Source organism: Flavobacterium sp. 102 (genome assembly GCF_003634615.1).
Lineage (GTDB): Bacteria > Bacteroidota > Bacteroidia > Flavobacteriales > Flavobacteriaceae > Flavobacterium.
This window is the reverse complement of the sequence record NZ_RBKX01000001.1, coordinates 903,514-927,932: the sequence shown is the minus strand read 5'-3', so window position 1 is coordinate 927,932 and position 24,419 is coordinate 903,514. Positions and strand designations below refer to the sequence as shown.

Sequence of the window (24,419 nt, the reverse complement as noted above, 5' to 3'; positions counted from 1 at the left end):
CATTTAAAATTTAAAATTCAACATAATTATATCTTCCCGTCCACTTTATTTCGTTTCACAAATTGGCCGTAGCCTTTTTGCACTTTACATTCGTTATTGTCAATTACTACTTTGCCTCGCAACAAAACGGTTTTTACTTTTCCGGTCAGTTCCCAACCTTCATAACCACTGTAATCCACATTCATGTGATGCGTTTTGGCGGAAAGCGTGTGTTTTTCATGGGCATCAAATAAGACTATATCCGCATCGCTTCCTATGGCAATGGTTCCTTTTTTCGGGAACATGCCGAAGATTTTGGCTGCGTTGGTTGAAGCGACTTCTACATATTTATTCAACGTGATTCTGCCTTTGTTTACGCCTTCGCTAAATAATAACTCCATTCGGTTTTCGATTGCCGGATGGCCATTTGGGATTTTAGAGAAATCGTCCTTTCCCATTAATTTTTGTTCCCACATAAACGGACAATGGTCGGTTGCCACAACATTGACTAAACCTTGATTCAATCCGGCCCAAAGCGTTTCTTGGTCTTTCTTTTCACGCAAAGGCGGCGACATAACCCATTTAGCTCCTTCAAAATTTTGTTCATACAAACTCGCATCCAAAATCAAATATTGAATACAGGTTTCTACGAATACGTGTTGGTTTCTGCGAGTCGCAAATCGCACTGCGTTTAACGCACCTTCACAAGTTAGGTGAACAATATAACCGGGACAACCGGTGTAATCCGCCATATCGGCAAAGCGACTGCTGGCTTCCGCTTCGGTGACTTCGGGTTGGGATAAATAATGGTATAAGGGTGATAATTTGCCTTCTGATTTGTGCTTGGCAATCAAGAAATCAATCATATCGCCATTGGTGGCGTGAACGTTGATTAAGCCGCCGCGTTTTTTAACTTCTTGCATCAAGCCGACCATTTGGCGGTCATCAATCATCAATGCGCCTTTATAGGCCATAAATGTTTTGAAAGAAGTGATGCCTTCGACTTCAATAAAATGCTGGATTTCTTTTTTGGTTTCGTCATTGAAATCGGTCACCGCCATGTGAAAACTGTAATCGCCTACCGCATTGTTATCACTTCTGCCTTTCCATTCTTGTAACGCGGATTGTAGGCTTTTGCCTTGGGTTTGCAGAATGAAATCAATCACAGTTGTCGTTCCACCATACAATGCGGCTCGGGTTCCGGTTTCATAATTGTCACTGCTGTACGTTCCCATAAACGGCATATCCAAATGCACGTGAGGATCAATTCCACCCGGCATGACTAACTTTCCTGAGGCGTCGATTACTTCATCGGCTTGAACGTTAAAATTTTTACCTATGGCTGAAATTGTTTCGCCTTCTATAAAAATATCTGCCACATAATCATCGGTAGCGGTTATGATTCTTCCGTTTTTAATTAAAACACTCATTTTCTTTTTATGTTAAATGCTGAATGTTGTATGTTGAATGGGTTTTCATTTAGCCTTCAACATTTAACATTCAACATAATTTTATTTTTTTCTCATTAAAACATAATACACTAGTCCACTAATCCCAAAGCCTACAAACCAAGCATAATGATACAAGCCTGAAATCCATTCCGGGAAAACGGAGTTATCTACTACTTTGATGGTTAAGAAAAAGCCGGGAACATTAGGGAGAATTCCGAGGAGCAATGCCCAAATCGCTTTGGTGTTGAACCCTTTGGAAAAACTGTAAATGCCGTTTTTATTGTATAAATCATCCACGACCAAGGTCTGTTTTCGGATGAAATAATAATCGACTATCATGATACCACCAACCGGTCCTAGCAAACTCGAATAGCCTACCAACCAAGTAAAAATATAACCCGTTGGGTCGGCAATTAATTTCCAAGGAAAAATCATAATTCCGATAATCCCTGTGATATAACCGCCTTTTCTGAAATCGATTTTACTTGGAGATAAATTGGCGAAATCGTTCGCCGGACTGACAATATTTGCGGCAATATTGGTTGCTAAAGTTGAAATTGCTACGGCTATCATGGCAAGACTTACCAATAACTTACTATCAAACTTCCCAGCCAATATCACCGGATCCCAAATCGTTGTTCCGAAAACAATCGTCGTAGCCGAAGTCACAACAACACCAACGAAGGCGAATAGCGTCATCGACGTTGGCAACCCGTAAATCTGTCCTTTGATTTGTGCTTTTTGCGAAGTCGCGTATCTGGTAAAATCGGGAATGTTTAAAGACAATGTTGCCCAAAAACCTACCATTCCAGTCAGCGCCGGAAAAAAGAAATGGAAGAAATCAACGGAGTTGGTGAATTTAGATTGGGTTTCCAAAATCGGTCCCAAACCATTCGCAGCGCTAATCGCCCAAAACAATAAAGCTAAAGCCGCCATCGGTAAAAAGATGGCTTTGAATACCAACAATTTTCGAATGCTATCAACGCCCAAATACACCACATACATATTCAGCAACCAGAACAGCAAAAAGCATATCGCCGGTCCGGTTTGCAAACCCCAAGAATCAGGAAATATTTGCGGCAACGTTTCTATGCTTGGTATCCACAAACGCATCATTTGATAAATGGCAAAACCACCAATCCAAGTTTGGATACCGAACCAACCGCAAGCAACTATCGCTCTGAGTAATGCCGGAATATTGGCACCCATTGTTCCGAAACTCGCTCTGGCAAAGACCGGAAAAGGAATCCCATATTTGGCTCCGGCATGACCGTTTAAAATCATTGGGATTAAAACAATCGTGTTTCCTAAAAAGATAGTCAATATCGCTTGCCACCAATTCATGCCGCCTTCTATCAGCGAACTCGATAACATATAGGTCGGAATACAAAGACTCATGCTGATCCAAAGGGCAGCATAATTCCATGTGGTCCAAGTTCGCTTTTCGGCTGAAACCGGCGCCAAGTCTTCACTATACAAAGACGAATTTGTATGATTTAGGTTTTCGGACATGTTGGGTTAGAGTTTGTTTATACTAAGGCTGCGTCTGATATTTTTAAAGCTTCACTGATAATCGCTAAACCTTCATCGATTTGCGCTTCCGTGACGCACAATGGCGGTGCAATAAAAATGTAACCCCAACGTACGAAAGTGTACAAACCTAATTCGCGAACCTTGCCCGCAATAGCGTTCGTTACTTTTAAATCATCGCCTGCGGCGTTATAAGGAGCGATTAATTCGCCTGTGCTTTTATTTTTTAAGATATCTAAACAACCCAACAATCCGGTGTTTCTGAACGTTCCCATACTAGGATGTTCACTTCTCATCTCTTCGATTCTGGATTCTAAATACGCTCCCATTTTACGAGTATTCTCGATTAATCGGTCGCTTTCGTAAATGTTGATTACAGCCAAAGCAGCAGCCAAAGCTACAGGATGACCGTTATACGTTAAGCCAATCATCATGGGCGTCGTTTCAAATTTGGCGGCTATTTTATCCGAAACCATCAAACAGCCTAACGGCAAATAAGACGCGGTTAATCCTTTCGCCATACAAACCATATCAGGAACAATGTCGTGGTTTTCGAAACCAAACCATTTTCCGGTGCGGCCAAAACCGCTCATGACCTCATCGGCTACGAATAGGATTCCATATTTTTCACAAAGTGCTTTTACGCCTTTTAAATACCCTTTCGGATAATGCAAACAGCCCGAAGAACCGCTTTCGCCTTCAAAAATGAACGCTGCGATATTGGTTTTCCCTTCGAGATGAATCACTCTTTCTACGTATTCCAAACTTAAATTCAACTTGGTCGTTTCATCTAAATCTTTCATGCCAAAGAAATAATACGGGTCGTCTAAATGCACCGCATTTGGCATTTGTTGGGAATCGTTGGCTAATTTTCTTGGGTCGCCACCAACGGTCATGCCGCCAATGGAACCGCCATGAAACGCGCGATATCTTCCGATGATTTTATGTCTTCCGGTGTACAATCTTGCCAATTTAATCGCGTTGTCAATGGAGGAAGTTCCGCATAAAGTATAGAACGCCTTATTCAAATCGCCCGGACAGATTTCGGCCAACTTTCTTGACAATTTCGCTCTGATTTCCGTCGTGCAACTTGGCGTTACAAAACTTACTTTCTGCATTTGTTCTACGACTGCCTCGGTAACTCTTTGGTCACCATGACCGATATTGACCGACATCAAGCCCGAAGAAAAATCGATGATTCTATTGCCGTCGTAATCATATAAATAAACGCCTTCAGCTCTTTCTATTGCTATGGGATTGACACTTCCTTGTGCTGACCACGAGAATAAACTAAATTCTTTGCTATCGCTTATGATTTGTTCTTTGGTCAGGGTTTGTTCTTTTGTAATCATCTTTATTTTTTATTTTGAATGTTGAATGTTGAATTTTAAATGAGATTTTCTAGCCCCGATTGCAACGGAAATCCTTTTGTGCCGTTTTTCGGCATAAAAGATTGAAGTGAAAAGCGGGATTAGCTCCTAAATAATTTAACATTCAACATTTAACATAATTTTTCTAGCTCATCCAATTCACACCGGCTTCCGCATTCCATTTTATCGTGCTCTTTTTCAATTTGGTCCAAAACTCTATCGAGCTTTTTCCGGTGATGTCGCCTACGCCGAATTTACTTTCGTTCCAACCGCCAAAACTGAACGGTTCTCTTGGTACGGGAACGCCAACGTTTACGCCAATCATTCCCGCACTGGCTTTGTCGATGATGTAACGCGCCATGCCACCATTTTGGGTGAAGACACTCGCGGCATTTCCATACGGATTTTTGTTTTCAATAGCCAAAGCTTCGTCAACTGTTTTGGTTCTGATGATAGAAATTACAGGTCCGAAGATTTCTTCTGTTGCCACACTCATTTCGGGTGTTACGAAGTCGATTACCGTTGGCCCAACATAAGTGCCGTTTTCCTTTCCGGCGACTTTGGTGTTTCTGCCGTCGACTAATATTTTGGCACCGTCTTTTTCAGCTTGGGTGATATAGTTTTCGATTCTATCTTGAGATTCTTTATTAATGACCGCCCCAAGATTTTGTCCCGGAATTATTTTGCGCGCTTCGTCACATATTTTGGACACAATGGCATCCACATTGCCTACGCCAATCATAGCCGAAGCCGCCATACAACGTTGTCCGGCACACCCCGACATCGATGCTGCTACATTCTGCGCCGTCATATCCGGAATCGCATCGGGTAAGACCATTAAGTGGTTTTTGGCACCACCTAAAGCCAAACATCTTTTTAAATTATGGGTCGCTCTTTGGTACACTATCTTCGCTACTTTCGTGGAACCCACAAACGAAACCGCTTCAATTTTCGGATGGTCACAAATCGCATTTACAATATCTACATCGCCGTGAACTACATTGAAAACACCATCCGGCAATCCGGCTTCTTTTAACAATTCAGCCAAACGACCACAGCTTAACGGCACTTTTTCAGAAGGTTTGATAATCATGCAATTCCCTAATGCAATCGCATTTGGGATCGTCCAATTGGGAACCATCGAAGGAAAGTTGAAAGGAACAATGGAAGCGACAACGCCCAAAGGCACGTGCTCTGTTCTGCATTCAACACCTTTGCTGACTTCTAGTAATTCGCCGGTGATTAATTGTGGTAATGACGCGGCGAATTCGGTTAGCTCGATACATTTTTCTATTTCGGCAACGGATTCGCCATAGGTTTTTCCATTTTCTTCGCTACACAGTTCGGCTAACTCTTTTAGGTTTTTTTCTAATAACGCTTTGTATCTGAAAAACACCTGAACGCGTTCCTTAATCGGGGTTTTGCTCCACGCCGGAAACGCAGCTTGGGCAGCTTTCACCGCCTCGTCTAAATCTTTCGCGCTCGACAAAGGGACTGTAGATAAAAAACTCCCGTCTAAGGGAGAAATGACATTTAAAGTTTTGGGAGTAGAGGGTTGAACAAAATGTCCGTTGATGTAATTCTGAATTGCTGAATATTTCATTTAAATTATTATTATTTTACAAATATTTTAATAAAAGTAATAACAATTCCATAATAAACAAATTTTAACTCTGAATTATTATCATTTCGGTAATTTTAGATGAAAACCCTAAGTATTAACAAGGGTAACCGTTAGAAAACTATCGAATTGTAACAAATTCAATAGATTACACACTAACCCAAGGGCGATTGGTTTTCCTTTTTGTTTAAGCAATTAATCCAAACAAATTTCTACAAGGCAACACTGTCAAGGTGTGGCGACGTTCTTAAAAAAACAGTAACTTAGCTTTTTAATTAAACTCAAAACTTCTATGAGAAATACAAAAATCTTATTGTTATCAGCTTCCGTTTTATTGGCGGCTTGTAACCAAAAAGAACTCACTTCGGGTATCACTACAAAAAACATGGATACGCTGGTCAAACCCGGCGATAACTTTGCCGCTTACGTCAACGGTGCTTGGATGAAAACCGCCAAGATTCCGGCTGACAAAGCTTCTTATGGCGCTTTTGACATGCTGTATGACCAATCTCAAAAAGACGTCAAAGCCATTATCGAAGAAGCGGCTAAAGGTAGCAATGCGGAAGGTTCAGACGAACAAAAAATCGGAGACTACTATGCTTCGTTTATGGACAGAAAAGGTCGTGATGCTAAAGGCGTTGCACCTATCCAACCCGAATTGAAAGCCATCGACGCTATCGCTTCTTATGACGATTTAGCAGCGTATTTTGGTAAGGCCAACAGAACCGGTGTGGCCGTTCCGTTTAACGTTTCGGTGTACACTGATTTTAAAGACCCAACGAAATATACTTTGATCACTTGGCAAGCCGGTTTAGGACTTCCGGAAAGAGAATACTATTTGGCTACCGATGCTAAAATGACTGACATTCGTCAAAAATATGTAGCGCATATTGAGAAGATGTTCCAATTGACCAACCTGCCGAATGCGGCTGAAAGTGCGGCCAAAATCATGGCTTTGGAAACTACCTTGGCGACCCAACACATGAAAAAAGAAGACACGCGTGACATTGTAAAATTGTACAATGCTTACGCAGTGAAAGATTTAAAAACACTGATGCCCGATTTCAATTGGACAGCGATGTTAAAAAGTGCCGGAGTAGACAAAGAAAAAAATCTGGTAGTAACTCAAGTAGAATATACTAAAAGTTTAAACAACATTATCAAATCGACCCCAATTGACACATGGAAAACCTATCTAAAATGGGGATTAATCAACCGATCTGCCGGTGGTTTGACTACGGCTTTGGACAACCAAAACTTTGAGTTTTACAGCAAAACCTTGTATGGCACCGAGAAACAACAAGAAGATTGGAAACGCGCTGTTGAAGTGGTAAACGGTGGTTTGGGTGAAGTCGTAGGGAAAGTATACGTTAAAAAACACTTTTCTCCTGAAGCCAAAGAAAGAATGGTTGGTATGGTGAAAAACCTATTGAAAGCTTATGCCGAAAGCATCAAAACTTTGGATTGGATGAGTGAAGCCACTAAGAAAGAAGCTTTGAACAAAGTGGATAACTTTATGATTAAAATTGGGTATCCTGACAAATGGAGAGATTACTCGGCGCTTAAAATTGATAAGAATGATCTTTTCGGAAATGCTCAAAGAGCAGCCGAATTTGAATACAACCGCAACTTAGCCAAACTGGGCAAACCGGTTGACCGCGCCGAATGGGGCATGAACCCACAAACGGTAAATGCTTATTACAATCCTTCGTTAAACGAGATTGTCTTCCCGGCCGCGATTTTGAAACCGCCTTTCTTTGATTTGAATGCAGACGATGCTGTAAATTATGGTGGCATTGGTGCTGTTATCGGTCACGAAATTGGCCACGGTTTTGACGACCAAGGCAGTACTTTTGATGGCAAAGGTGTCATGAAAAACTGGTGGACACCACAAGATTTAGCCGCGTTCAAAAAGAAAACCGGAGCGTTGGTAGAGCAATACAACAGCTTTAAAGCCTTCCCCGATTTGAATGTAAACGGTGCGTTTACCTTGGGTGAAAACATTGGCGACTTAGGCGGATTGAGCATCGCCATTAAAGCCTACAAAGCCACACTCAACGGAAAAGAAGCACCGGTGATGGACGGCTTCACCGGCATGCAACGCGTATTCCTAGGTTGGGGACAAGTATGGGCCGAGAAATCTCGTGAAGAAGCTTTACGAAATCAAATTGCTTCCGACCCACACTCACCGGCTTTGTTCAGAGTCAACGGAACCGTACGCAACATTCCGGAGTTTTATGAAGCGTTTAATATTAAACCAACCGATTCTTTGTATTTAGCGCCTGAAAAGCGAGTGAAGATTTGGTAGAAGAATTTTAAAAGATATTACAAACCCTGACGGAGACGTTGGGGTTTTTTGTTTTATAACTAAACCCAATCGAGAACCCGACTGTCACCCTGAGCCTGTCGAAGGGCTAAACGTATTGTTCATAAATTTTACAAACAAACACGACTTACGCATACAATTGTAGGCGGGTCAATCAATAGGAAATGAATATTTTTGAAAAAATGAAAACATGACTATTAAAGAAATCTTATTAAAGCTAGATAGTAATACTAATTCTGGGCTAGAATTAACCAAAAGAAAAGGAATACTAACCTCAACTTGGAATATTTACAAAAGAAGAAGGAATTACTATTTTTTTGATGTCAATGAAAGAATAGTCTTTGACAAAAATCATAGATATACAAGAGCAGAGTTAGAGGAAGAATTCAAAAACTCGTATTATGAAATAGATTGCGAATTAGAATAAAACAAACTTCTTACAAGTTAATCTGATACTGTATTCTTCTGTTTTTTATTCTCTCTTCAAGTTCATCAAGGGTTAAAAAAGCAAAAGAAGAGCCTTTTTCATTCAGGCTAACGAAACAAAATCTAAATCTTGAACCAAGTATTTTACCAAAATTAAATTCATTTTCAGTTGCGCCAAAAAAAAAGCCTTTTGGGTTTTCTGGCAAATACTTTTTGGTGGTTTTTAATTCTACTAAAATTATGTCCTCTAAATAAGTCTGGATAAAACCCATATCGGCAATTCTTCCAACCATTTCAGGAACATAAATCAAATCAAAAGCTTGTAAATATCTATATTCAATCTTTAATAAATCTAATAATTCTTTCTTTGTTGCTAAGTCAATTTTGAAAAAACCCGTGTAATTTTCTATTAGATAATTTACACCTTCTTTTTCTGTGACATTATTTGATAATGTCAATACAAACGAGTGTTTTCTTGACATTATTTTTCAGATTTCAAATCATAATTTTTAAAACTATGATTTGGATTTATAACTTTAAAATCTAACAGTTCAGATAAATTTATTTCAAAAACTTTTGCAAAGACAGCCATGTTAGTAAGCGAAATATTTCTTTCACCTCTTTCAATCATTCCTATATATGTTCTGTGGAAACCTGTCAAAAAAGAAAGTTTTTCTTGACTGATATTTTTATCAAGCCTTAATTGCTTGATTTTTGAGCCAAATTCATTTAAAAGAAATTCATTTATCATTAAACAAAACTATACATATTGTATGTTTTGATCAACAGACAATATGTATCACTCACCCCCTCTTCAACCACTCCCTACCTCAACCTCTTAAAACTAATATCTTTTAATTTATTTTTAATAACCGAAGAAGGTTTGTACACTATTTTGCTGCCTTTGATATTGACTTTGCCTAAATCGTCCGGAGTATCGGCTGCCGTGCCTTGCAATACTAATTGAAACGTGCCCAAGCTGTTTATTTTTACGATACGTCCATCCTTTAGCGTTTCACCAATGGCCTCGGTTAGGGCAATAATCACCCCATAACAATCGGCCTTGCTAACGGTTGAGCGTGAGGCAACCACCTCGGCCAAAGCATCCAAATCTGTTTCTCCTTGGTGCACCGCACAAGGGTAATATTTAAGTTCCGGTGGAGAAGCCAAATTGTTTTGTTTGGCTACCATTTTAAATTGTACTGCCATAATAATCAAACTATAAGGATTAATTTTCAAATGGTTTAAAACAAAAATTATGCCTGTACCTGCTCTTGTTTTTAATTTCCGTACATCTTTTCTATAATTCCCGTACGGCAATGAGTTTGTTTCCGTACAGCAATTGGGTCATTTCCGTACGGGAATTTAAAAAATATTCGGCATCAATATATTTTATTAGTCTTAGCGATATTCCTAAACCCACAATACAACTCACCCTCTCTTCAACCACCCCGTAACACTCATCCTTACCACATTCGTCACCAAGACCTCATGTTCCAATTCATTGCTCCTAAAGAACACCGTTTTCCCTGCATTAGGTGAAATGGTTTGGTTTGTTGGGTTTTGGTAAATCTGTAGTTCGCCGCCGTCTTTGGTTTCCCAATCGGGGTTTAGGTAACTGATCATCGAGAACTGTCGGCTGGAGTTGTCTTGAAACTGGTCTAAGTGTTTTTTATAAAAATCACCTGCTTCGTATAAGGAATAATGAAATTCATAACCCGTAATGCCGGTGTAGCAACTTTCGTTTAGATAGAGGACGAAGGCATCCATCTTTTCGAAGAACGCATTCTCGTGTATGTTGTTGTGCTTTTTATCCAGCCAATAAATCACATCGCTTCGCACTTGGCTGTTGTGTTGGAGTTTTAGGTCGTTGCCAATGCCGGCTTTTTCCAATAAATGGTTCGCCTGCAGCGCGAGGATGTTCTCTTTCAAATGTTGGCACAACTCCTTACTCAAAAAATGCTCCGCAATCCCCACTTTACTCGCTATAAAACTATTAATCAAGGTCTCAAAACTATCTTCCATCACACACCCACACTTGATTTGACAAGTTTTGGTAAGGTAGTCTATTAAATCCGCTAAACCGCCAAATAAAAAATCTGTTATATTCCCTTTTCCCTTATCCCTTATCCCTCACTTTTCCCCACCAACCAAATCATTATTTCTTTAACTTTACCTCACCAACCCAACCTTTATGAAATCAAAATTCACCTTTCCAACTTTCATAGCCATAGCTTTATTTCCTTTATTCGGCTTCAGCCAAATCACCATCACCAACACCTCTGAAATAGCCAGAATCAAACAAGGCACTACCTACTTCGCAATGAAAGACCCCGCTTCACCAAAAGCAGTGGCTTATGTTGACGCCATCAAAAAAGCCTGGACACTATCCAAAGTCGAGTGCATTAAATACACCGATGTTGAGAAAAACATAGCGCCCAACAATAGCTTTGTCACGATTACTGCCAATATGACGACTTCCAACAGCACGTTAGCGTCCACCGAAACCCGCATCTATTTAGAACTTTGGACCACCAACGGTAAATACACCCACGATCCTAAAAAACGCCGTCACTTCAACCAAGCCGATAAAATCTCTATCGCAACCATAGAACTCTTCGCCGATTTCTATGCCCAAAACAACCCAAGCAGTCTTTACAAAATGGACTACGATGCAGCCGGTCATTTTAAAAATTGGGGCGCAGGAGTTCTTGCCAATTACCTTCAACAACTCACTTCCCTACTCAACAAAGGCACCGACTGCCTAGCCAAAACCGAAATCGCCAACAAAACAGAACTCCAAAAAATGAGTGCTTCCACGCTATTTATTCCGGACTATGTGATGATAAAGTTCCCCAAAAAAGCGGACGACGAAAGCAAGAAATACGAAGACAAAGAAATCTTCGACGGTTTGAGTCAAGCTTATAAAGTTTTGCCATTAGTGGAACTCAATGATAAAATCTTGACCAACGCAACGCCGTTTTATTATTTACTGTTCATCAAAACCCCAACCGAGAAATTCGTAACAGTCACCAACTCCAACACCGGAGAAATCATTTATTCGGCTTATACAAGTTCGCCCACTAATTTTAAATCAGGAGATTTAAAAGAGTTACAAAAAGCAGTTCAGAAAAAGTGAATTATACATTCTACAAAAACAAACTCTTTATTTTCTAAATTCACAATAACATTTCGATTTCATTAAAATTTAAACAAAAATTTAATTTTACCCTGAACAAATTCACAACTCATAACTCATAATTCATAATTTTAAATAACTTTACCCTGTAAAATTTAGGGGTCGGTCTTATAATTATCTTTTTATGAAAATCGAAAAACGTTGGATAGTTTCTTTTCTCATCATTACTTTAGTCGCCATTTCGGGTTTATTTTGGCCTGAAAAATTAGCCGACAACAGCGACGCTTTCAATCCTATTGACACCATTAGTTATGCCGATGTGGCTTGGCTACTCACCGCTTCTTGTTTGGTTTTACTCATGACGCCGGGATTGGCTTTCTTTTACGGCGGTATGGTGGGAAAAAAGAATGTCATTTCCACGATGCTTAAAAGCTTTATCTGTTTGGGTGTAATCAGTTTGCTTTGGGTAACCGTTGGTTTTTCGCTTTCTTTTGGCGCGCCGATTGGCCCAACAATCAATGGTGTTCACTATGGCATCATTGGCAACCCGTTTGATTTTGCTTTCTTTAGCTATGTCGAAATGCATCCGCACAAGACGATGGCTTCTTCGATACCTTTTATTTTGTTTGCTTTGTTCCAAATGAAATTTGCTGTCATAACACCGGCCATCATTACCGGCGCGCTCGCGGAACGCATCCGTTTCATTTCCTTTTTGCTCTTTATTTGTTTGTTTACCATTTGTATCTACGCGCCTTTATGCCACATGATTTGGCACCCAAACGGTCTCTTGGGAAGCTTTTTCGGCGTAAAGGATTTCGCAGGCGGAACAGTCGTTCACATGAGTGCAGGTTTTGCGGCTTTGGCTGGTGTTTTAGTTTTAGGCAAAAGAAAAAACAGCGAACACATTCCAACGAATATTCCGTTTGTATTATTAGGCACCGGAATGCTATGGTTCGGCTGGTTCGGATTCAACGCAGGTTCTGCTTTAGCCGCCAATGCAACTGCCGCAATGGCTTTTGCTACGACAACGATTTGTTCGGCTTCGGCCATGCTGACTTGGGTATTCTTTGACCGAATGAACGGCAGAAAAGTATCGGCACTTGGTGCTTGTATCGGTGCTGTAGTTGGATTGGTCGTGATTACACCATCGGCAGGATATGTGACGATTCCGCAAAGTATTTTCTTCGGATTCATCGGCGCCATTGTCTCTAACAAAATGGTGTATTGGAAAAAACTAAAACAAATCGACGATACTTTAGACGTATTCGCTTGTCACGGCGTAGGCGGAATCATGGGAATGATCTTAACCGCGATTTTTGCCAAAGGAGAAAACGCGAGTTTATTATATGGTGGTTGGAGCATCTTTGGTCACCACATGTTGGCTTTGGTTTTAGTCTCGGTCTTTACTTTTGGCGGTGCTTATTGGTTATTCAAGTTAACCAATATCATTATTCCAATAAGAGTTTCAGAAGAATCAGAAAACATGGGATTGGATTTGTCGCAACACGGCGAAGCATTTTAACTTATCCCTAATCCCTTTTCTCTTATCCCTTATTCCTCCAACAACAACATCGCCAAAGCATTATCTCTTTCATAAATGTCTTTATGGAAATTAATCGTGCCTTCATCATCCACCCAAGCCGTAAAATAACCAATATACACGGGGATTTGGTTCTTCAAGGTATGCCACTTTTCTTTACCGCCGCTCATGGCTGCGTCAATTTTTTCGGGCGTCCAATTGGGATTGCCTTCCAGAATTAATTTGGCCAGTTCTTTGGGCTTTTCTACACGGATACAACCATGGCTGAACGCCCTTTTTTCTTGACTGAACAAACTCTTAGCCGGCGTATCGTGTAAATAAATATTATTCGAATTCGGGAATAAAAACTTCACCAAACCTAAGGAGTTATTCGGTCCCGGTTTTTGTCGGATGTTATTGCCGTTCCACTCCATATTGTGCTTGGCCAAATAGTTTGGGTTCTTTTTAATCGCCGGAAGAATCTCTTTGTTCTTAATGCTGGTCGGCACATTCCAATACGGACTAAAAACAATATAACTCATCATACCGCTAAAAATCACGGTTTCATTTAAAGAAGTTCCCACCACCACATTCGAAACCAAAGCGGCTTTTCCTTCCTTGAAATAAGTCAGGCGATAGGACGGAATATTCACCACAATAAATTCTTTGGCTTTCGTCAAATCGGTCGAAATCCAACGGCAGCGTTCCATATTGACCATAATGGTTTTGATGCGGTCGCTAATGGACACGTTCATTTCGGCAATGTGTTTAGGTAAAATAATCTTATCTGCTGAAAATCCGTTGCGCTGTTTGTACTTCAATATGGCTTGTTGCAAAGATTCGTCATAAACAGCACTCTTCGAATCAGTTTCAATATCAGACGTCAAAAACAATCGGTTTCTGATTTGCATTACCAAGTCGGAACTGTCATTCGGTTTTAATTGTTTGAAATCATCCGGAGTTATAATAGCTGTCCAACCGCCGTTTTGTTCTATTGCTCTGTATTTTTGCAATACCGTTTTCAGTTTATAATATTGCCCTATCAGTTGCTCTTTGTTGTCAATCAGTTTTGGATCAACCAACAAAGAATCTAAATATTGAACATAGGATAATTTTTTTCGAGGCAAATACCAACCTAACTCTTCCACTTTAGTATCATCAATTCCCTGAAGTACTTTGTTGGTATAATAGAAATAATAATTGGTCAGGAACAATTCGACATCCACATTGGGTTTCGATGAAGTCTTTTGGAACAAACCATCCAAAATATCTTTATAAGGCACTTTCGCTTGAACGCCTTCTTCAAAAAGATTGTTCATCTTATTGTAAATCACTTCGGCGGTTTCTTTTCGCCCTTTTTTATCATACCAAATAAAATTGTACTGGCTTTTTTGATACAGTGCTACTGCTTGAGTTTTATACAAAACCAACTTAGGATATTTGGCATAAAAAGCGGCTACTTGTGTGCTGTCAAAAGACAAGGAAACGTCTTCAGGTTGAAACTTACTTTCTACTATTAACGCTTTTTCTCCTTTATTGGCGCAATACCATCCGGTTAAAGAAAACCCAAGTACTAAAACGACAAGTACAACACCAATCCATTGTTGTTTTTTCATAGCCAACCGTATATTCATCCTATAAAATTACAAAAAGTTATCGGCTAAATAAACACTAAATCGTATATTTACTTTTGATTTTAACTGTCTAAAACACAAGATAATGAAAAATATGCTGCTTCTTTTGGTCTTCACTTTTAGTTTCTCCTTGGTTAATGCACAAGGGAAAGAACAAATTAATAAAGTTTTAGACGCTTGGCACAAAGCTGCAGCGGAAGCCAATTTCAAAGACTATTTTGATGCCATGGCTGAAGAATCGATTTTCATTGGCACCGATGCTACCGAGAATTGGAACAAAACAGATTTTAAAGCCTTTGCCAAACCTTATTTTGACAAAGGAAAAGCATGGAATTTTACCGCTTTAGAAAGAAATATTTACTTCAGCAACGATAAAAAAACCGCTTGGTTTGATGAATTGTTGGATACTCAAATGAAAATCTGTCGCGGTTCGGGCGTTTTAGTTTTGGTCAATGGCCAATGGAAAATTAAACACTACGTCCTTTCGATGACCATCCCGAATGACAACATAGACGAAGTCTTAAAGGCTAAAACACCTATCGAGGACAAACTCATCAGCACACTAAAAGAAAAAAAATAGTTTTTCTACCTTCTTCAAATCCATAGCCTTCCTTTTCTCGTACATGAGGGTAAGAATCCCATTGCTACGATTATGGATAATAACAAAAAAATCAACGCACTATTCGGCACTATAGCGTTTATAGTACTGTTTCTGCTGCTTTTTTTGGCTTATTGCTTTGCCCTGTTTGCTCCCGCATAAAGAGACAGCTTGTATTTTTCAAGCTAAAAGACAACTACATCCCATACTAAGAGGTTAGGTTAGTTTTGTTTTTGTTTAAAGAAAAGCGCTACTGCTACAAGTGGCGCTTTTTGATTTTATAGCCTTCACATTACCACTACAGTAATTTTTTTTCGCTTTTGTAAAACCAAAATTGAAATCACGTCGTACATGAGGGAAACAAAAAACAAATAGAGTATGAAAATTAACAAAACCGTAAAGAGAATAGCTTGGAGCCTACTCGGAGTAGTAGTGCTGCTTTTCGGCATCTTGGTTTATCATATCGCCAATGCCAGACCGGTAGAAAATGCAACGATACAAATCAGTCGTATCGATTTTGCCCAACCGTTTGATTCCCTTAGCGCTGTGGCTATAAAAGAAAAACTCCACAGAATCAACGGAGTTAAAAGTGACATCATTGTCAAAGAAAATGTGGTGGTCTATTTTCACGACAACACCATCGCCGACTCCCAAAAAGTGTACGACGAATTAATGACCAAAGGCGATTACAAAGCAGAACGTTTTTTATTACCGCCAAGTTTAGCCAACAAACAAGTTTGTCCTGTAATGAAAAAAGACAGTTTCAAATACAAGTTCAGCAAGTTTATCCAAGGAATTTTTAATTAATCTTCAAATTATATCATTATGAAAAAGTATTCAAAATTAGCACTAAGTGCTTTAGTCTTCGGAGCAGTAGTCTTCACTTCCTGCAGTAGCGATGATGATTCAACTCCGGCAACACCATCAATCTACGAAAGATTAGGCGGAACGACTATGGTATCCGACCCTGATAATCCGGGACAAATGATTGAACAAGGTCGTTTAAGCTACCGCAAAGTAGTCAACACTACTGTAGGTTTAATCGTGGCTGATGTTCAGGCTGGAGCTTCCGGTAATTTAGGCGCGCACTTTACGCCTGTTTTAACAGAAGTTGGAGCGGGTAACACTACTAACTTAGCTATTTTGGTGGACAACCTTACCGACTTTTTCTCTTTCAACACCGGAGGAACGAATGCTGTAAATACTTATTCAGGTTTAGACATGGTAACGGCGCACAATCCGGCAATGAATCCAAGAATGGGTACCACTTCAACCGATGCTAATTATACAAAATTTGTTGGCTATGTCGGAGCGGCAGCCAATCAAAATGGTGTAGCGGCAAATACACAATTGTATACCGATATCGTTGCAGTATTGGAATCTTTAAGAGATCCAATAGTGCAATAGTAACTCACTTTCTTATTGTAAAAAACGCTACCCAAAAGGTAGCGTTTTGCTTTATAGTATTGTTTACTTAAGATTCTCTAACATTTCGACCGTCATAGAAGCCAAATCAAATTTGTGCTTCCAATTCCAGTCCTTTTGTGCGGCACTGTCATCAATAGAAGCCGGCCAACTATCCGCAATCTTTTGACGGAAATCAGGTTTATAAGATATGGTAAAATCAGGAATGTGATTTTTGATTTCAGCGGCGATTTCATTTGGTGTAAAACTTACGCCGGCTAAATTATAAGAAGATCGAATTTTGATACTATCACTCGGTGCTTGCATGATTTCAACAGTCGCTCTAATTGCGTCATCCATATACATCATTGGCAAGGCCGTATCTTCCGAAAGGAAACATTCATACTTACCGTCTTTCAAAGCTTTGTGGTAAATATCAACTGCGTAATCGGTTGTGCCGCCACCTGGTTCAGTTGACCAACTGATTAATCCCGGATAACGAATACTTCTCACGTCAACCCCATAAATATGATGGTAATATTCACACCATCTTTCACCGGTTTGCTTGCTAATGCCGTAAACTGTTGTCGGTTCCATGATGGTGTATTGTGGCGTATTGTTCCTTGGCGTTGTGGGTCCGAAAACCGCAATGCTCGATGGCCAGAATATCTTTTGGATTTTTTTGGCTTTCGCCAAATTCAAAACGTGAAAAAGTGAATTCATATTCAAATCCCAAGCAAACGCCGGATTTTTTTCAGCTGTCGCCGAAAGCAAAGCGGCCATCAAATAGACATCGGTGATTTGGTATTGCTCAATTAAATGCTCAATTTGATTGTAATCCAAAGCATTGACTACTTCAAAAATGCCTTCGTTGACGATATCAATATTTAGCTTTCGGATGTCGGAAGCAATAACATTATCAACGCCATAAATGCTTCTCAGTTTTTTGGTTAACTCGGTTCCGATTTGTCCGCAAGCGCCAATGATTAAGATTTTTGTACTCATTTAGTTTGTGTGTGTTTTATTCCACTTCGTTCCATACAGTCACTATGCTCGAGTGTCCGGCAAAGATACAGTTTTAAGAAATGTTTCATTAACTAAAAGTGGCGTTCTTTTTTAACAAAATTATAATTCCTTTAAGTATCTCATTCTGAAGTTTCCTTTTACCTTTGTACCTTTACGACTTAAATTCAAACGAATGAAAATTTATTTTTCTGCCCTGCTTTTAATGCTGTTGTGTTTGGTCTCTTGTCAAGAAGATCCAAAAATCCGCATCTTAGCACAGGAAAAGGAAGCGAAGAAACAAGAAGTCATTTTTAACAACATTAATAAAGGGTGGAATTTTAATACCCAACTTACTAATGAAACCGCTCGTTCGCTCACTACCAATTGGGCCGAATGGCGCGTGTTTTTAAACGAATTGGGACAAAAACCCAAAAGCAGTATCGGTGCTTTTAAAGCAAAAGCCAAAACCCTTTCTAAAAAAGCAGCCGACTTGAATAATAATATTCCTGTGAAGTTCGCTATACCGGAAGTTAAAAGCCGAATTGCCACAATTAACACCAAAATTAATTCTATCAATCTTTTTGTCAATTTGCAACAAATTCCGGATTCTAAGATTGTGAAATTGGTGCAAGAAATCAATATCGAAGTGGCTTCATTACAGTTCCAACTCGATGAAATTACCCGAAAAAGCAACATCAAAATAGAAGATGGCGAAAGCGACATGTTGCGCATGTTAGACACCAGCAGAGCCATTCCGTCCACTCCGGATCCAAATTTAAAACCACGCCAATAAGCTTTGAGTCAAAACTCTTTATATAACAGTTATCTCCATTCGGCGAAAGTCAAACAAATTGCAGACAGTCTTGACACGAGCGTTAGCGAACTGGCGAAGCAAAATCCTTTGGCTAAGATTCAGTTAAAAGGACTTTTGGGTTCGTCATTGTCATTTGTTTTTCAAGCTATTTTTAAGAAAAGCGAAAAACCATTTCTACTAATTCTCAACGAAAAAGAAGAAGCGGCTTATTATTTAAATGATCTGGAACAAATGATTGGTGCCAATGACGTACTGTTTTATCCGAGTTCATATCGTCGTCCGTACCAAATTGAAGAAACCGACAACGCCAACGTATTGTTGCGTTCCGAAGTGTTGAACCGAATCAATTCCCGCAAAAAACCGGCCGTCATTGTCACATATCCCGAAGCACTTTTTGAAAAAGTGGTGACGCGAAAAGAACTCGACAAAAACACTTTAAAAGTTTCCGTTGGCGATAATGTCTCTATCGATTTTATCAACGAAGTTTTATTTGAATACGAATTCAAACGTGTAGATTTTATCACCGAACCGGGCGAGTTTTCTGTTCGTGGCGGAATCTTAGATGTGTTCTCCTTTTCGAATGACAATCCGTATCGCATTGAGTTTTTTGGGAATGAAGTCGATAGCATTCGAACGTTTGATGTCGCCACCCAGTTGTCGGTAGAAAAGCAAACCAAGATTACCATTATCCCAAATCTGGAAAACAAATTCATCAAAGAAAACCGCGAAAGTTTCCTCGATTATATTAGCGACAAAACCGTTTTGTGTATTGAAAATACGGAGTTTCTGACTTCACAATTAGACAAACTTTTTGGCAAAGCCATTGAAACTTTTGACAAATTATCAAAAGACGTCAAACATGCTTCGCCGGAACATTTGTTCTTAAACCAAGAAGGTTTTTTGCGCAAAGCATTGGATTTTTCCATTATAGAATTATCGAACAAACCCTTATTCAAAACGACTAAGACTTTTGAATACCACATACAACCTCAACCTTCGTTCAACAAGCAATTTGATTTGTTGTTGAATAATTTGAGTGACAATCATTTCAACGGTTATAGCAATTATTTGTATTGTGCCAATGAAGGTCAGGCGAATCGTTTTCATGATATTTTTGAAAGTTTAGACGAAGCCAATCACGAAAATATTCGCAAGCAATACCATACAATCGTTTCGTCTTTGTACCAAGGTTTCATTGATGAAGAAAACCAAATTGCTTGTTACACCGACCACCAGATTTTTGAGCGTTACCACAAATTTACCATCAAAAACGGTTACTCTAAAAAGCAAACCTTGACGCTGAAAGAACTGAATTCATTATCCGTAGGCGATTATGTAACGCATATTGATCACGGAATTGGAAAGTTTGGTGGCTTGCAAAAAATTCAGGTCGAAGGCAAAACGCAAGAAGCCATTAAACTCGTTTATGCCGATAACGACATTGTTTACGTTAGTATCCATTCGCTGCATAAAATCTCTAAATACAACGGCAAAGACGGCACGCCGCCAAAGATTTACAAATTAGGTTCCAACGCTTGGAAAGTTTTAAAACAAAAAACCAAAGCGCGTGTCAAACACATTGCGTTCAACTTAATTCAATTGTACGCCAAACGAAGATTGGAAAAAGGCTTCCAGTTTGCGCCCGATAGTTATTTGCAAAAAGAATTAGAAAGCTCGTTTATTTACGAAGACACACCCGACCAAATCACGGCCACGCAAGACGTCAAAGCCGATATGGAAAAAGACCGTCCAATGGACCGATTGGTTTGTGGCGATGTAGGTTTTGGGAAAACGGAAGTGGCGATTCGTGCAGCGTTCAAGGCGGTGGATAATAGTAAACAAGTTGCGATTTTGGTGCCAACCACTATTTTGGCTTACCAACATTATAGAACTTTTACAGAAAGATTAAAAGAAATGCCGGTGAAAATTGGCTACTTAAATAGATTCAGAACGGCGAAACAAAAAACACAAACTTTAGAAGAATTGGCTTCCGGGAAACTGGATATTATCATTGGCACGCACCAATTGGTTAACAAAAATGTACAGTTTAAAGATTTAGGTTTGTTGATTGTAGACGAAGAACAGAAATTTGGTGTAAACGTCAAAGACAAACTCAAAACCATCGCTGCGAATGTCGATACCTTGACTTTAACCGCAACACCGATTCCGAGAACTTTGCAGTTTTCGTTAATGGCAGCTCGCGATTTATCCGTCATTACAACACCGCCACCCAATCGTTATCCTATCGAATCACAGGTTGTTGGCTTTAATGAAGAGTTGATTCGCGATGCGATTTCGTATGAAATTCAAAGAAATGGCCAAGTCTTTTTCATCAATAACCGAATTGAAAACATCAAGGAAATTGCCGGTATGATTCAAAGATTGGTTCCCGATGCCCGCGTTGGTATTGGTCATGGTCAAATGGAAGGTACCAAGTTGGAAGAGTTGATGCTCGGATTTATGAATGGTGATTTTGATGTTTTGGTTGCCACAACGATTATCGAAAGTGGTTTGGATGTGCCGAATGCCAATACGATTTTCATCAACAATGCCAATAATTTCGGGTTGTCTGATTTGCATCAAATGCGTGGAAGAGTTGGAAGAAGTAATAAAAAAGCATTTTGTTATTTCATTTGTCCGCCGTATTCTGCGATGACCGATGATGCCCGAAAAAGGATTCAGGCTTTGGAACAATTCAGCGAATTGGGAAGTGGTTTTAATATTGCGATGAAGGATTTAGAGATTCGCGGTGCCGGAGATTTATTAGGCGGAGAACAAAGTGGTTTTATCAACGAAATCGGTTTTGAAACCTATCAAAAAATCATGAACGAAGCCATTGAAGAGTTGAAAGAAAACGAATTCAAAGACTTGTACCAAGAAGAAAACGAAGACGAAAACAAAGAGTACGTCAAAGATTTACAAATCGATACCGACTTTGAATTGCTTTTCCCTGATGAATACATCAATAACATTTCGGAGCGTTTGAATTTGTACAATGAATTGGGCACTATTAAAAACGAAGAAGGATTAATTGCCTACGAAAATAAGTTGATTGACCGTTTTGGCCCATTGCCGAAAGAAGCCAAAGCCCTTTTAAACAGCATTCGCATCAAATGGATTGCCACACAAATGGGAATTGAAAGAATTGTGATGAAACAAGGCAAACTGATTGGCTATTTTGTCTCTGACCAACAGTCAGCTTATTACAATTCGAAGCCATTCCGACACATGTTACAGTTTGTACAACAGCATGGGAATATTTGTAAAATGAAAGAGAAAGAAACCAAAAATGGTTTGCGATTATTACTCACATTTGAAAACGTAAAATCAATTTCCCGAGCTTTAGAGTTTATGGAATTGATGAAAAAATAAAAAAGCCACTCGAATTGAGTGGCTTTCTTTTTATAATAAATTGTAATAATTACATTTTTAATATTTTGAAATTGGCTTCCACACCATTGATTTTCAACTTGAAGAAATACGTTCCGTTAGCAAAGGATGACATGTCAACATTGGTCGTCATTTCGTTCATTTTTTGATTGAATAACAATTGGCCTTGAACATTATAAACCAATACTTCAGAAATTGGATCTTTAGAATTAATGGTCACATTTCCATTGGTTGGATTTGGATAATAGCTGTAATCTATAAAGTCTGCATCTACTTCCCCTAAAGTTCCGGTACAAGTAACGGTGGCATTCCAGCCCGAGGCAACAGTTCCTTCATCCGAATAAAACTTAAAGGTCAATGAACCATCAGATGCTGTTGAATTAAAAGGATTTGGCAATGCTGAACCGGTTAATCCGCCCAATGTTAAATCTGGATAGGTATCATCCGGACCATTGTAAATGTACAAGTAATCCCAATTTTGTTCAATGTTAAAGCTTGAGAAAGTAACTCGTAATTTCAATCCCGGATTTGAAGGAGTCAACGTTCTCGTCCAAGATTCAAAGTTTAAATAGTTTCCGGAAGCTCCACCTGAATCTGTGAATAAAACATTATTACAATAATCGGGTGATTTTGTAGCAAATATTTTTTCCCTACTGGTAGGCGTAACATTATCACATAAAGGTCTAATTCTAACTCTGTAATATGAATTAACATTCAAGCCTGAAACACTATAACTATTTGTATCAACCGTATTCCAAACCGGAGCTGCTAAAGTTGAGGTAACCGAAATTTGCCAACTGGAATTAGATCCAATGTCATTCCATGTGATTAAAGCAGAATCGGTAGTGATATTAGTTATTGTTATGTCAGTAATGGTATTGATACAAGTGTTTATACAATCTACACTTAAACAGGCTTTACTATCAATATTATTAACCAATAATTCTGCCGGTTGTGGGCCAAAACCATTGTTAAAGCTAATCCCGACTCCTGAAATTAAGTGACAATAACTCATAATTGTTCCTTTTTCTTCCGGTACCGGAATTGGACCTTGTGGACAACTGCCTTCCGTAAATCCTGCTTGTTGTCCGCAACCGTCAATAGCGGTATTGTTTCCATTCCATGAACAACGGTGCGTATGAGGTGATCCGAGTGAATGTCCAAATTCATGGGTAATTACTTGTACCGTCCAAGAATAAGTTGGCACCGTTAAATAAGCGAAATTCACATCAGAATAGGCATAATTACTTTGTGTACATAAAGTGTTTAAATAAGCAACTCCGCCTAATGAACCCGGGTCAACACCAATTAAATGTCCCACATCACCATCAAAAACTGTTCTTGTACTACGAAACGAACTTAAATAATCCCCGGAGGATGTTGAAATTCCGTTGTAAGGATCTGTTTCTGTCCAAACAAAAATGGATTTTAAGGCTGTTGAAATTCCATCAAATTCAAATAATGTTTGAACATTATTCGATACAGAAGTCATCCAATTAGTAGTAGTGGTAACATTGCTACCATTATTTAAATACAAATTGTAATCTACCTCGTAATAAAAAGTAACACATTTTTCAGTGTTTACATCTCTATTGGTCTCATTGTTCGTGTTTACAGTTACTCCTTCTTCTTTAGTGTTACATCCAAACTGATTCAACACCTTCATTTTAGCATCCGAATAAACAATGTATTCAGTCTGATTGTTAGGTTTGTCTAATTTTCCAATTACTAAATTACCTAATTCCGAGCTCGAAATTATACCGTTAAACTCTCCGTTAAAGAAATTAAATGCCGAAACTGAATTGGTATTCCCGTTTATAATTCCGCGGTAATAAACGCCTTTTTCGTATGGAATGTTTTTACCTTTATCAGTATCTACATGAAACCCTTCCGCCAACGGATTAGATTGGTATAACAAAACAGAAATGGTTTGGTTTTGGTAGGGAATTTCTAATTCAATGGTATTGTATCTATTGTTGACAACTTCATTGACTTTCGTCAAATCTAAAGCGGCCAATGTAGCACCTTCAACCACTTTGTTGACCTCAGCGTTGATGGTATTTTGAGTAGTCGACAAAACAGAAACTCTCTTAAAATCAGTATTTGATTTTTGTAAGTTGGTTACTTTTTCCGCTACTTTACTTTGTGCAATAATTGAAACAGAGATCAAAAATGCAGCAAACAGTAAAACTTTTTTCATAGCTTATAAATGT

20 protein-coding genes are annotated in these 24,419 nt (G+C 39.1%); 9 read left to right on the top strand and 11 right to left on the bottom strand.

Annotated elements, in window-relative coordinates:
• Positions 1 to 26: 26 nt before the first annotated feature.
• From hydA to C8C84_RS04160, 4 genes are all read right to left on the bottom strand, one after another.
• Positions 27 to 1,409, bottom strand: a complete 1,383-nt coding sequence (gene hydA, locus C8C84_RS04175; protein ID WP_121312339.1) for a dihydropyrimidinase — start codon at positions 1,407 to 1,409, stop codon at positions 27 to 29.
• An 81-nt stretch (positions 1,410 to 1,490) separates the two neighbouring features.
• Positions 1,491 to 2,942 (bottom strand): NCS1 family nucleobase:cation symporter-1, encoded by a 1,452-nt coding sequence (locus C8C84_RS04170; RefSeq protein WP_121312338.1) that lies wholly within the window; start codon positions 2,940 to 2,942, stop codon positions 1,491 to 1,493.
• 17 nt (positions 2,943 to 2,959) lie between these two features.
• Positions 2,960 to 4,312 carry an aminotransferase class III-fold pyridoxal phosphate-dependent enzyme gene (locus C8C84_RS04165; RefSeq protein ID WP_121312337.1) on the bottom strand — a complete coding sequence of 451 codons (1,353 nt, stop codon included), beginning with the start codon at positions 4,310 to 4,312 and terminating at the stop codon, positions 2,960 to 2,962.
• A gap of 163 nt (positions 4,313 to 4,475) precedes the next feature.
• A complete protein-coding gene (locus C8C84_RS04160) occupies positions 4,476 to 5,933 on the bottom strand; it encodes a CoA-acylating methylmalonate-semialdehyde dehydrogenase (RefSeq protein ID WP_121312336.1) in 1,458 nt (485 codons plus the stop codon).
• Positions 5,934 to 6,243: 310 nt separating this feature from the next.
• Between C8C84_RS04160 and C8C84_RS04155 the strand changes: the two genes are divergently transcribed.
• Together C8C84_RS04155 and C8C84_RS04150 are read left to right on the top strand one after the other, a co-directional pair.
• Positions 6,244 to 8,259 (top strand): M13 family metallopeptidase, encoded by a 2,016-nt coding sequence (locus C8C84_RS04155; protein ID WP_121312335.1) that lies wholly within the window; start codon positions 6,244 to 6,246, stop codon positions 8,257 to 8,259.
• A 208-nt stretch (positions 8,260 to 8,467) separates the two neighbouring features.
• The gene (locus tag C8C84_RS04150; RefSeq protein WP_121312334.1) at positions 8,468 to 8,704 is read left to right on the top strand and encodes a hypothetical protein; all 237 of its coding nucleotides are present in this window, start codon (positions 8,468 to 8,470) and stop codon (positions 8,702 to 8,704) included.
• Positions 8,705 to 8,714: 10 nt separating this feature from the next.
• On the opposite strand, the gene C8C84_RS04145 is transcribed toward C8C84_RS04150, so the two are convergent.
• From C8C84_RS04145 to C8C84_RS04130, 4 genes are all read right to left on the bottom strand, one after another.
• Positions 8,715 to 9,185 (bottom strand): hypothetical protein, encoded by a 471-nt coding sequence (locus C8C84_RS04145; RefSeq protein ID WP_121312333.1) that lies wholly within the window; start codon positions 9,183 to 9,185, stop codon positions 8,715 to 8,717.
• The gene (locus C8C84_RS04140) at positions 9,185 to 9,454 is read right to left on the bottom strand and encodes a helix-turn-helix domain-containing protein (RefSeq protein ID WP_121312332.1); all 270 of its coding nucleotides are present in this window, start codon (positions 9,452 to 9,454) and stop codon (positions 9,185 to 9,187) included. Before C8C84_RS04140 ends, C8C84_RS04145 begins: the two co-directional genes overlap by 1 nt.
• 74 nt (positions 9,455 to 9,528) lie before the next feature.
• A complete protein-coding gene (locus C8C84_RS04135; protein ID WP_147406810.1) occupies positions 9,529 to 9,912 on the bottom strand; it encodes an HU family DNA-binding protein in 384 nt (127 codons plus the stop codon).
• A gap of 222 nt (positions 9,913 to 10,134) precedes the next feature.
• Entirely contained in the window at positions 10,135 to 10,728 is a 594-nt protein-coding gene (locus C8C84_RS04130) for a 2OG-Fe(II) oxygenase (RefSeq protein WP_121312330.1), read from the bottom strand.
• Positions 10,729 to 10,897: 169 nt separating this feature from the next.
• Here C8C84_RS04130 and C8C84_RS04125 point away from each other — a divergent pair, with 169 nt between their 5' ends.
• Together C8C84_RS04125 and C8C84_RS04120 are read left to right on the top strand one after the other, a co-directional pair.
• Entirely contained in the window at positions 10,898 to 11,842 is a 945-nt protein-coding gene (locus C8C84_RS04125) for a hypothetical protein (protein ID WP_121312329.1), read from the top strand.
• Positions 11,843 to 12,026: 184 nt separating this feature from the next.
• Positions 12,027 to 13,364 carry an ammonium transporter gene (locus C8C84_RS04120; protein WP_121312328.1) on the top strand — a complete coding sequence of 446 codons (1,338 nt, stop codon included), beginning with the start codon at positions 12,027 to 12,029 and terminating at the stop codon, positions 13,362 to 13,364.
• 29 nt (positions 13,365 to 13,393) lie between these two features.
• Here the strand turns inward: C8C84_RS04120 and C8C84_RS04115 are convergent, their stop codons facing one another.
• Entirely contained in the window at positions 13,394 to 14,977 is a 1,584-nt protein-coding gene (locus C8C84_RS04115) for a murein L,D-transpeptidase (RefSeq protein ID WP_158592545.1), read from the bottom strand.
• 103 nt (positions 14,978 to 15,080) lie between these two features.
• On the opposite strand from C8C84_RS04115, the gene C8C84_RS04110 reads away from it, so the two are divergent.
• The 3 genes from C8C84_RS04110 (at position 15,081) to C8C84_RS04100 (ending at position 17,000) form a co-directional block, all read left to right on the top strand.
• Positions 15,081 to 15,575 carry a nuclear transport factor 2 family protein gene (locus C8C84_RS04110; RefSeq protein WP_121312326.1) on the top strand — a complete coding sequence of 165 codons (495 nt, stop codon included), beginning with the start codon at positions 15,081 to 15,083 and terminating at the stop codon, positions 15,573 to 15,575.
• A 396-nt stretch (positions 15,576 to 15,971) separates the two neighbouring features.
• Complete coding sequence (locus C8C84_RS04105; protein ID WP_121312325.1) at positions 15,972 to 16,400, top strand: hypothetical protein; 429 nt, start codon at positions 15,972 to 15,974, stop codon at positions 16,398 to 16,400.
• A gap of 18 nt (positions 16,401 to 16,418) precedes the next feature.
• A complete protein-coding gene (locus tag C8C84_RS04100; RefSeq protein ID WP_121312324.1) occupies positions 16,419 to 17,000 on the top strand; it encodes a hypothetical protein in 582 nt (193 codons plus the stop codon).
• A 63-nt stretch (positions 17,001 to 17,063) separates the two neighbouring features.
• Here C8C84_RS04100 and C8C84_RS04095 read toward each other — a convergent pair whose 3' ends face one another.
• A complete protein-coding gene (locus C8C84_RS04095) occupies positions 17,064 to 18,002 on the bottom strand; it encodes an L-threonine 3-dehydrogenase (protein WP_121312323.1) in 939 nt (312 codons plus the stop codon).
• Between the two features lie 193 nt (positions 18,003 to 18,195).
• Here C8C84_RS04095 and C8C84_RS04090 point away from each other — a divergent pair, with 193 nt between their 5' ends.
• Complete coding sequence (locus tag C8C84_RS04090; RefSeq protein WP_121312322.1) at positions 18,196 to 18,795, top strand: hypothetical protein; 600 nt, start codon at positions 18,196 to 18,198, stop codon at positions 18,793 to 18,795.
• Positions 18,796 to 18,798: 3 nt separating this feature from the next.
• Positions 18,799 to 22,188, top strand: a complete 3,390-nt coding sequence (mfd, locus tag C8C84_RS04085; RefSeq protein WP_121312321.1) for a transcription-repair coupling factor — start codon at positions 18,799 to 18,801, stop codon at positions 22,186 to 22,188.
• A gap of 49 nt (positions 22,189 to 22,237) precedes the next feature.
• Here mfd and C8C84_RS04080 read toward each other — a convergent pair whose 3' ends face one another.
• Positions 22,238 to 24,406 (bottom strand): M12 family metallo-peptidase, encoded by a 2,169-nt coding sequence (locus C8C84_RS04080; RefSeq protein WP_121312320.1) that lies wholly within the window; start codon positions 24,404 to 24,406, stop codon positions 22,238 to 22,240.
• Positions 24,407 to 24,419: the final 13 nt, after the last annotated feature.

Coding starts and splice junctions, on each gene's coding strand:
- C8C84_RS04080 (WP_121312320.1), bottom strand. CDS start 24,406: ATGAAAAAAGTTTTACTGTTTGCTGCATTTTTGATCTCTGTTTCAATT.
- C8C84_RS04170 (WP_121312338.1), bottom strand. CDS start 2,942: ATGTCCGAAAACCTAAATCATACAAATTCGTCTTTGTATAGTGAAGAC.
- C8C84_RS04155 (WP_121312335.1), top strand. CDS start 6,244: ATGAGAAATACAAAAATCTTATTGTTATCAGCTTCCGTTTTATTGGCG.
- C8C84_RS04105 (WP_121312325.1), top strand. CDS start 15,972: ATGAAAATTAACAAAACCGTAAAGAGAATAGCTTGGAGCCTACTCGGA.
- C8C84_RS04135 (WP_147406810.1), bottom strand. CDS start 9,912: ATGGCAGTACAATTTAAAATGGTAGCCAAACAAAACAATTTGGCTTCT.
- C8C84_RS04110 (WP_121312326.1), top strand. CDS start 15,081: ATGAAAAATATGCTGCTTCTTTTGGTCTTCACTTTTAGTTTCTCCTTG.
- C8C84_RS04090 (WP_121312322.1), top strand. CDS start 18,196: ATGAAAATTTATTTTTCTGCCCTGCTTTTAATGCTGTTGTGTTTGGTC.
- hydA (WP_121312339.1), bottom strand. CDS start 1,409: ATGAGTGTTTTAATTAAAAACGGAAGAATCATAACCGCTACCGATGAT.
- C8C84_RS04100 (WP_121312324.1), top strand. CDS start 16,419: ATGAAAAAGTATTCAAAATTAGCACTAAGTGCTTTAGTCTTCGGAGCA.
- C8C84_RS04095 (WP_121312323.1), bottom strand. CDS start 18,002: ATGAGTACAAAAATCTTAATCATTGGCGCTTGCGGACAAATCGGAACC.
- C8C84_RS04140 (WP_121312332.1), bottom strand. CDS start 9,454: ATGATAAATGAATTTCTTTTAAATGAATTTGGCTCAAAAATCAAGCAA.
- C8C84_RS04120 (WP_121312328.1), top strand. CDS start 12,027: ATGAAAATCGAAAAACGTTGGATAGTTTCTTTTCTCATCATTACTTTA.
- C8C84_RS04160 (WP_121312336.1), bottom strand. CDS start 5,933: ATGAAATATTCAGCAATTCAGAATTACATCAACGGACATTTTGTTCAA.
- C8C84_RS04150 (WP_121312334.1), top strand. CDS start 8,468: ATGACTATTAAAGAAATCTTATTAAAGCTAGATAGTAATACTAATTCT.
- C8C84_RS04130 (WP_121312330.1), bottom strand. CDS start 10,728: ATGGAAGATAGTTTTGAGACCTTGATTAATAGTTTTATAGCGAGTAAA.
- C8C84_RS04145 (WP_121312333.1), bottom strand. CDS start 9,185: ATGTCAAGAAAACACTCGTTTGTATTGACATTATCAAATAATGTCACA.
- C8C84_RS04115 (WP_158592545.1), bottom strand. CDS start 14,977: ATGAAAAAACAACAATGGATTGGTGTTGTACTTGTCGTTTTAGTACTT.
- C8C84_RS04125 (WP_121312329.1), top strand. CDS start 10,898: ATGAAATCAAAATTCACCTTTCCAACTTTCATAGCCATAGCTTTATTT.
- C8C84_RS04165 (WP_121312337.1), bottom strand. CDS start 4,312: ATGATTACAAAAGAACAAACCCTGACCAAAGAACAAATCATAAGCGAT.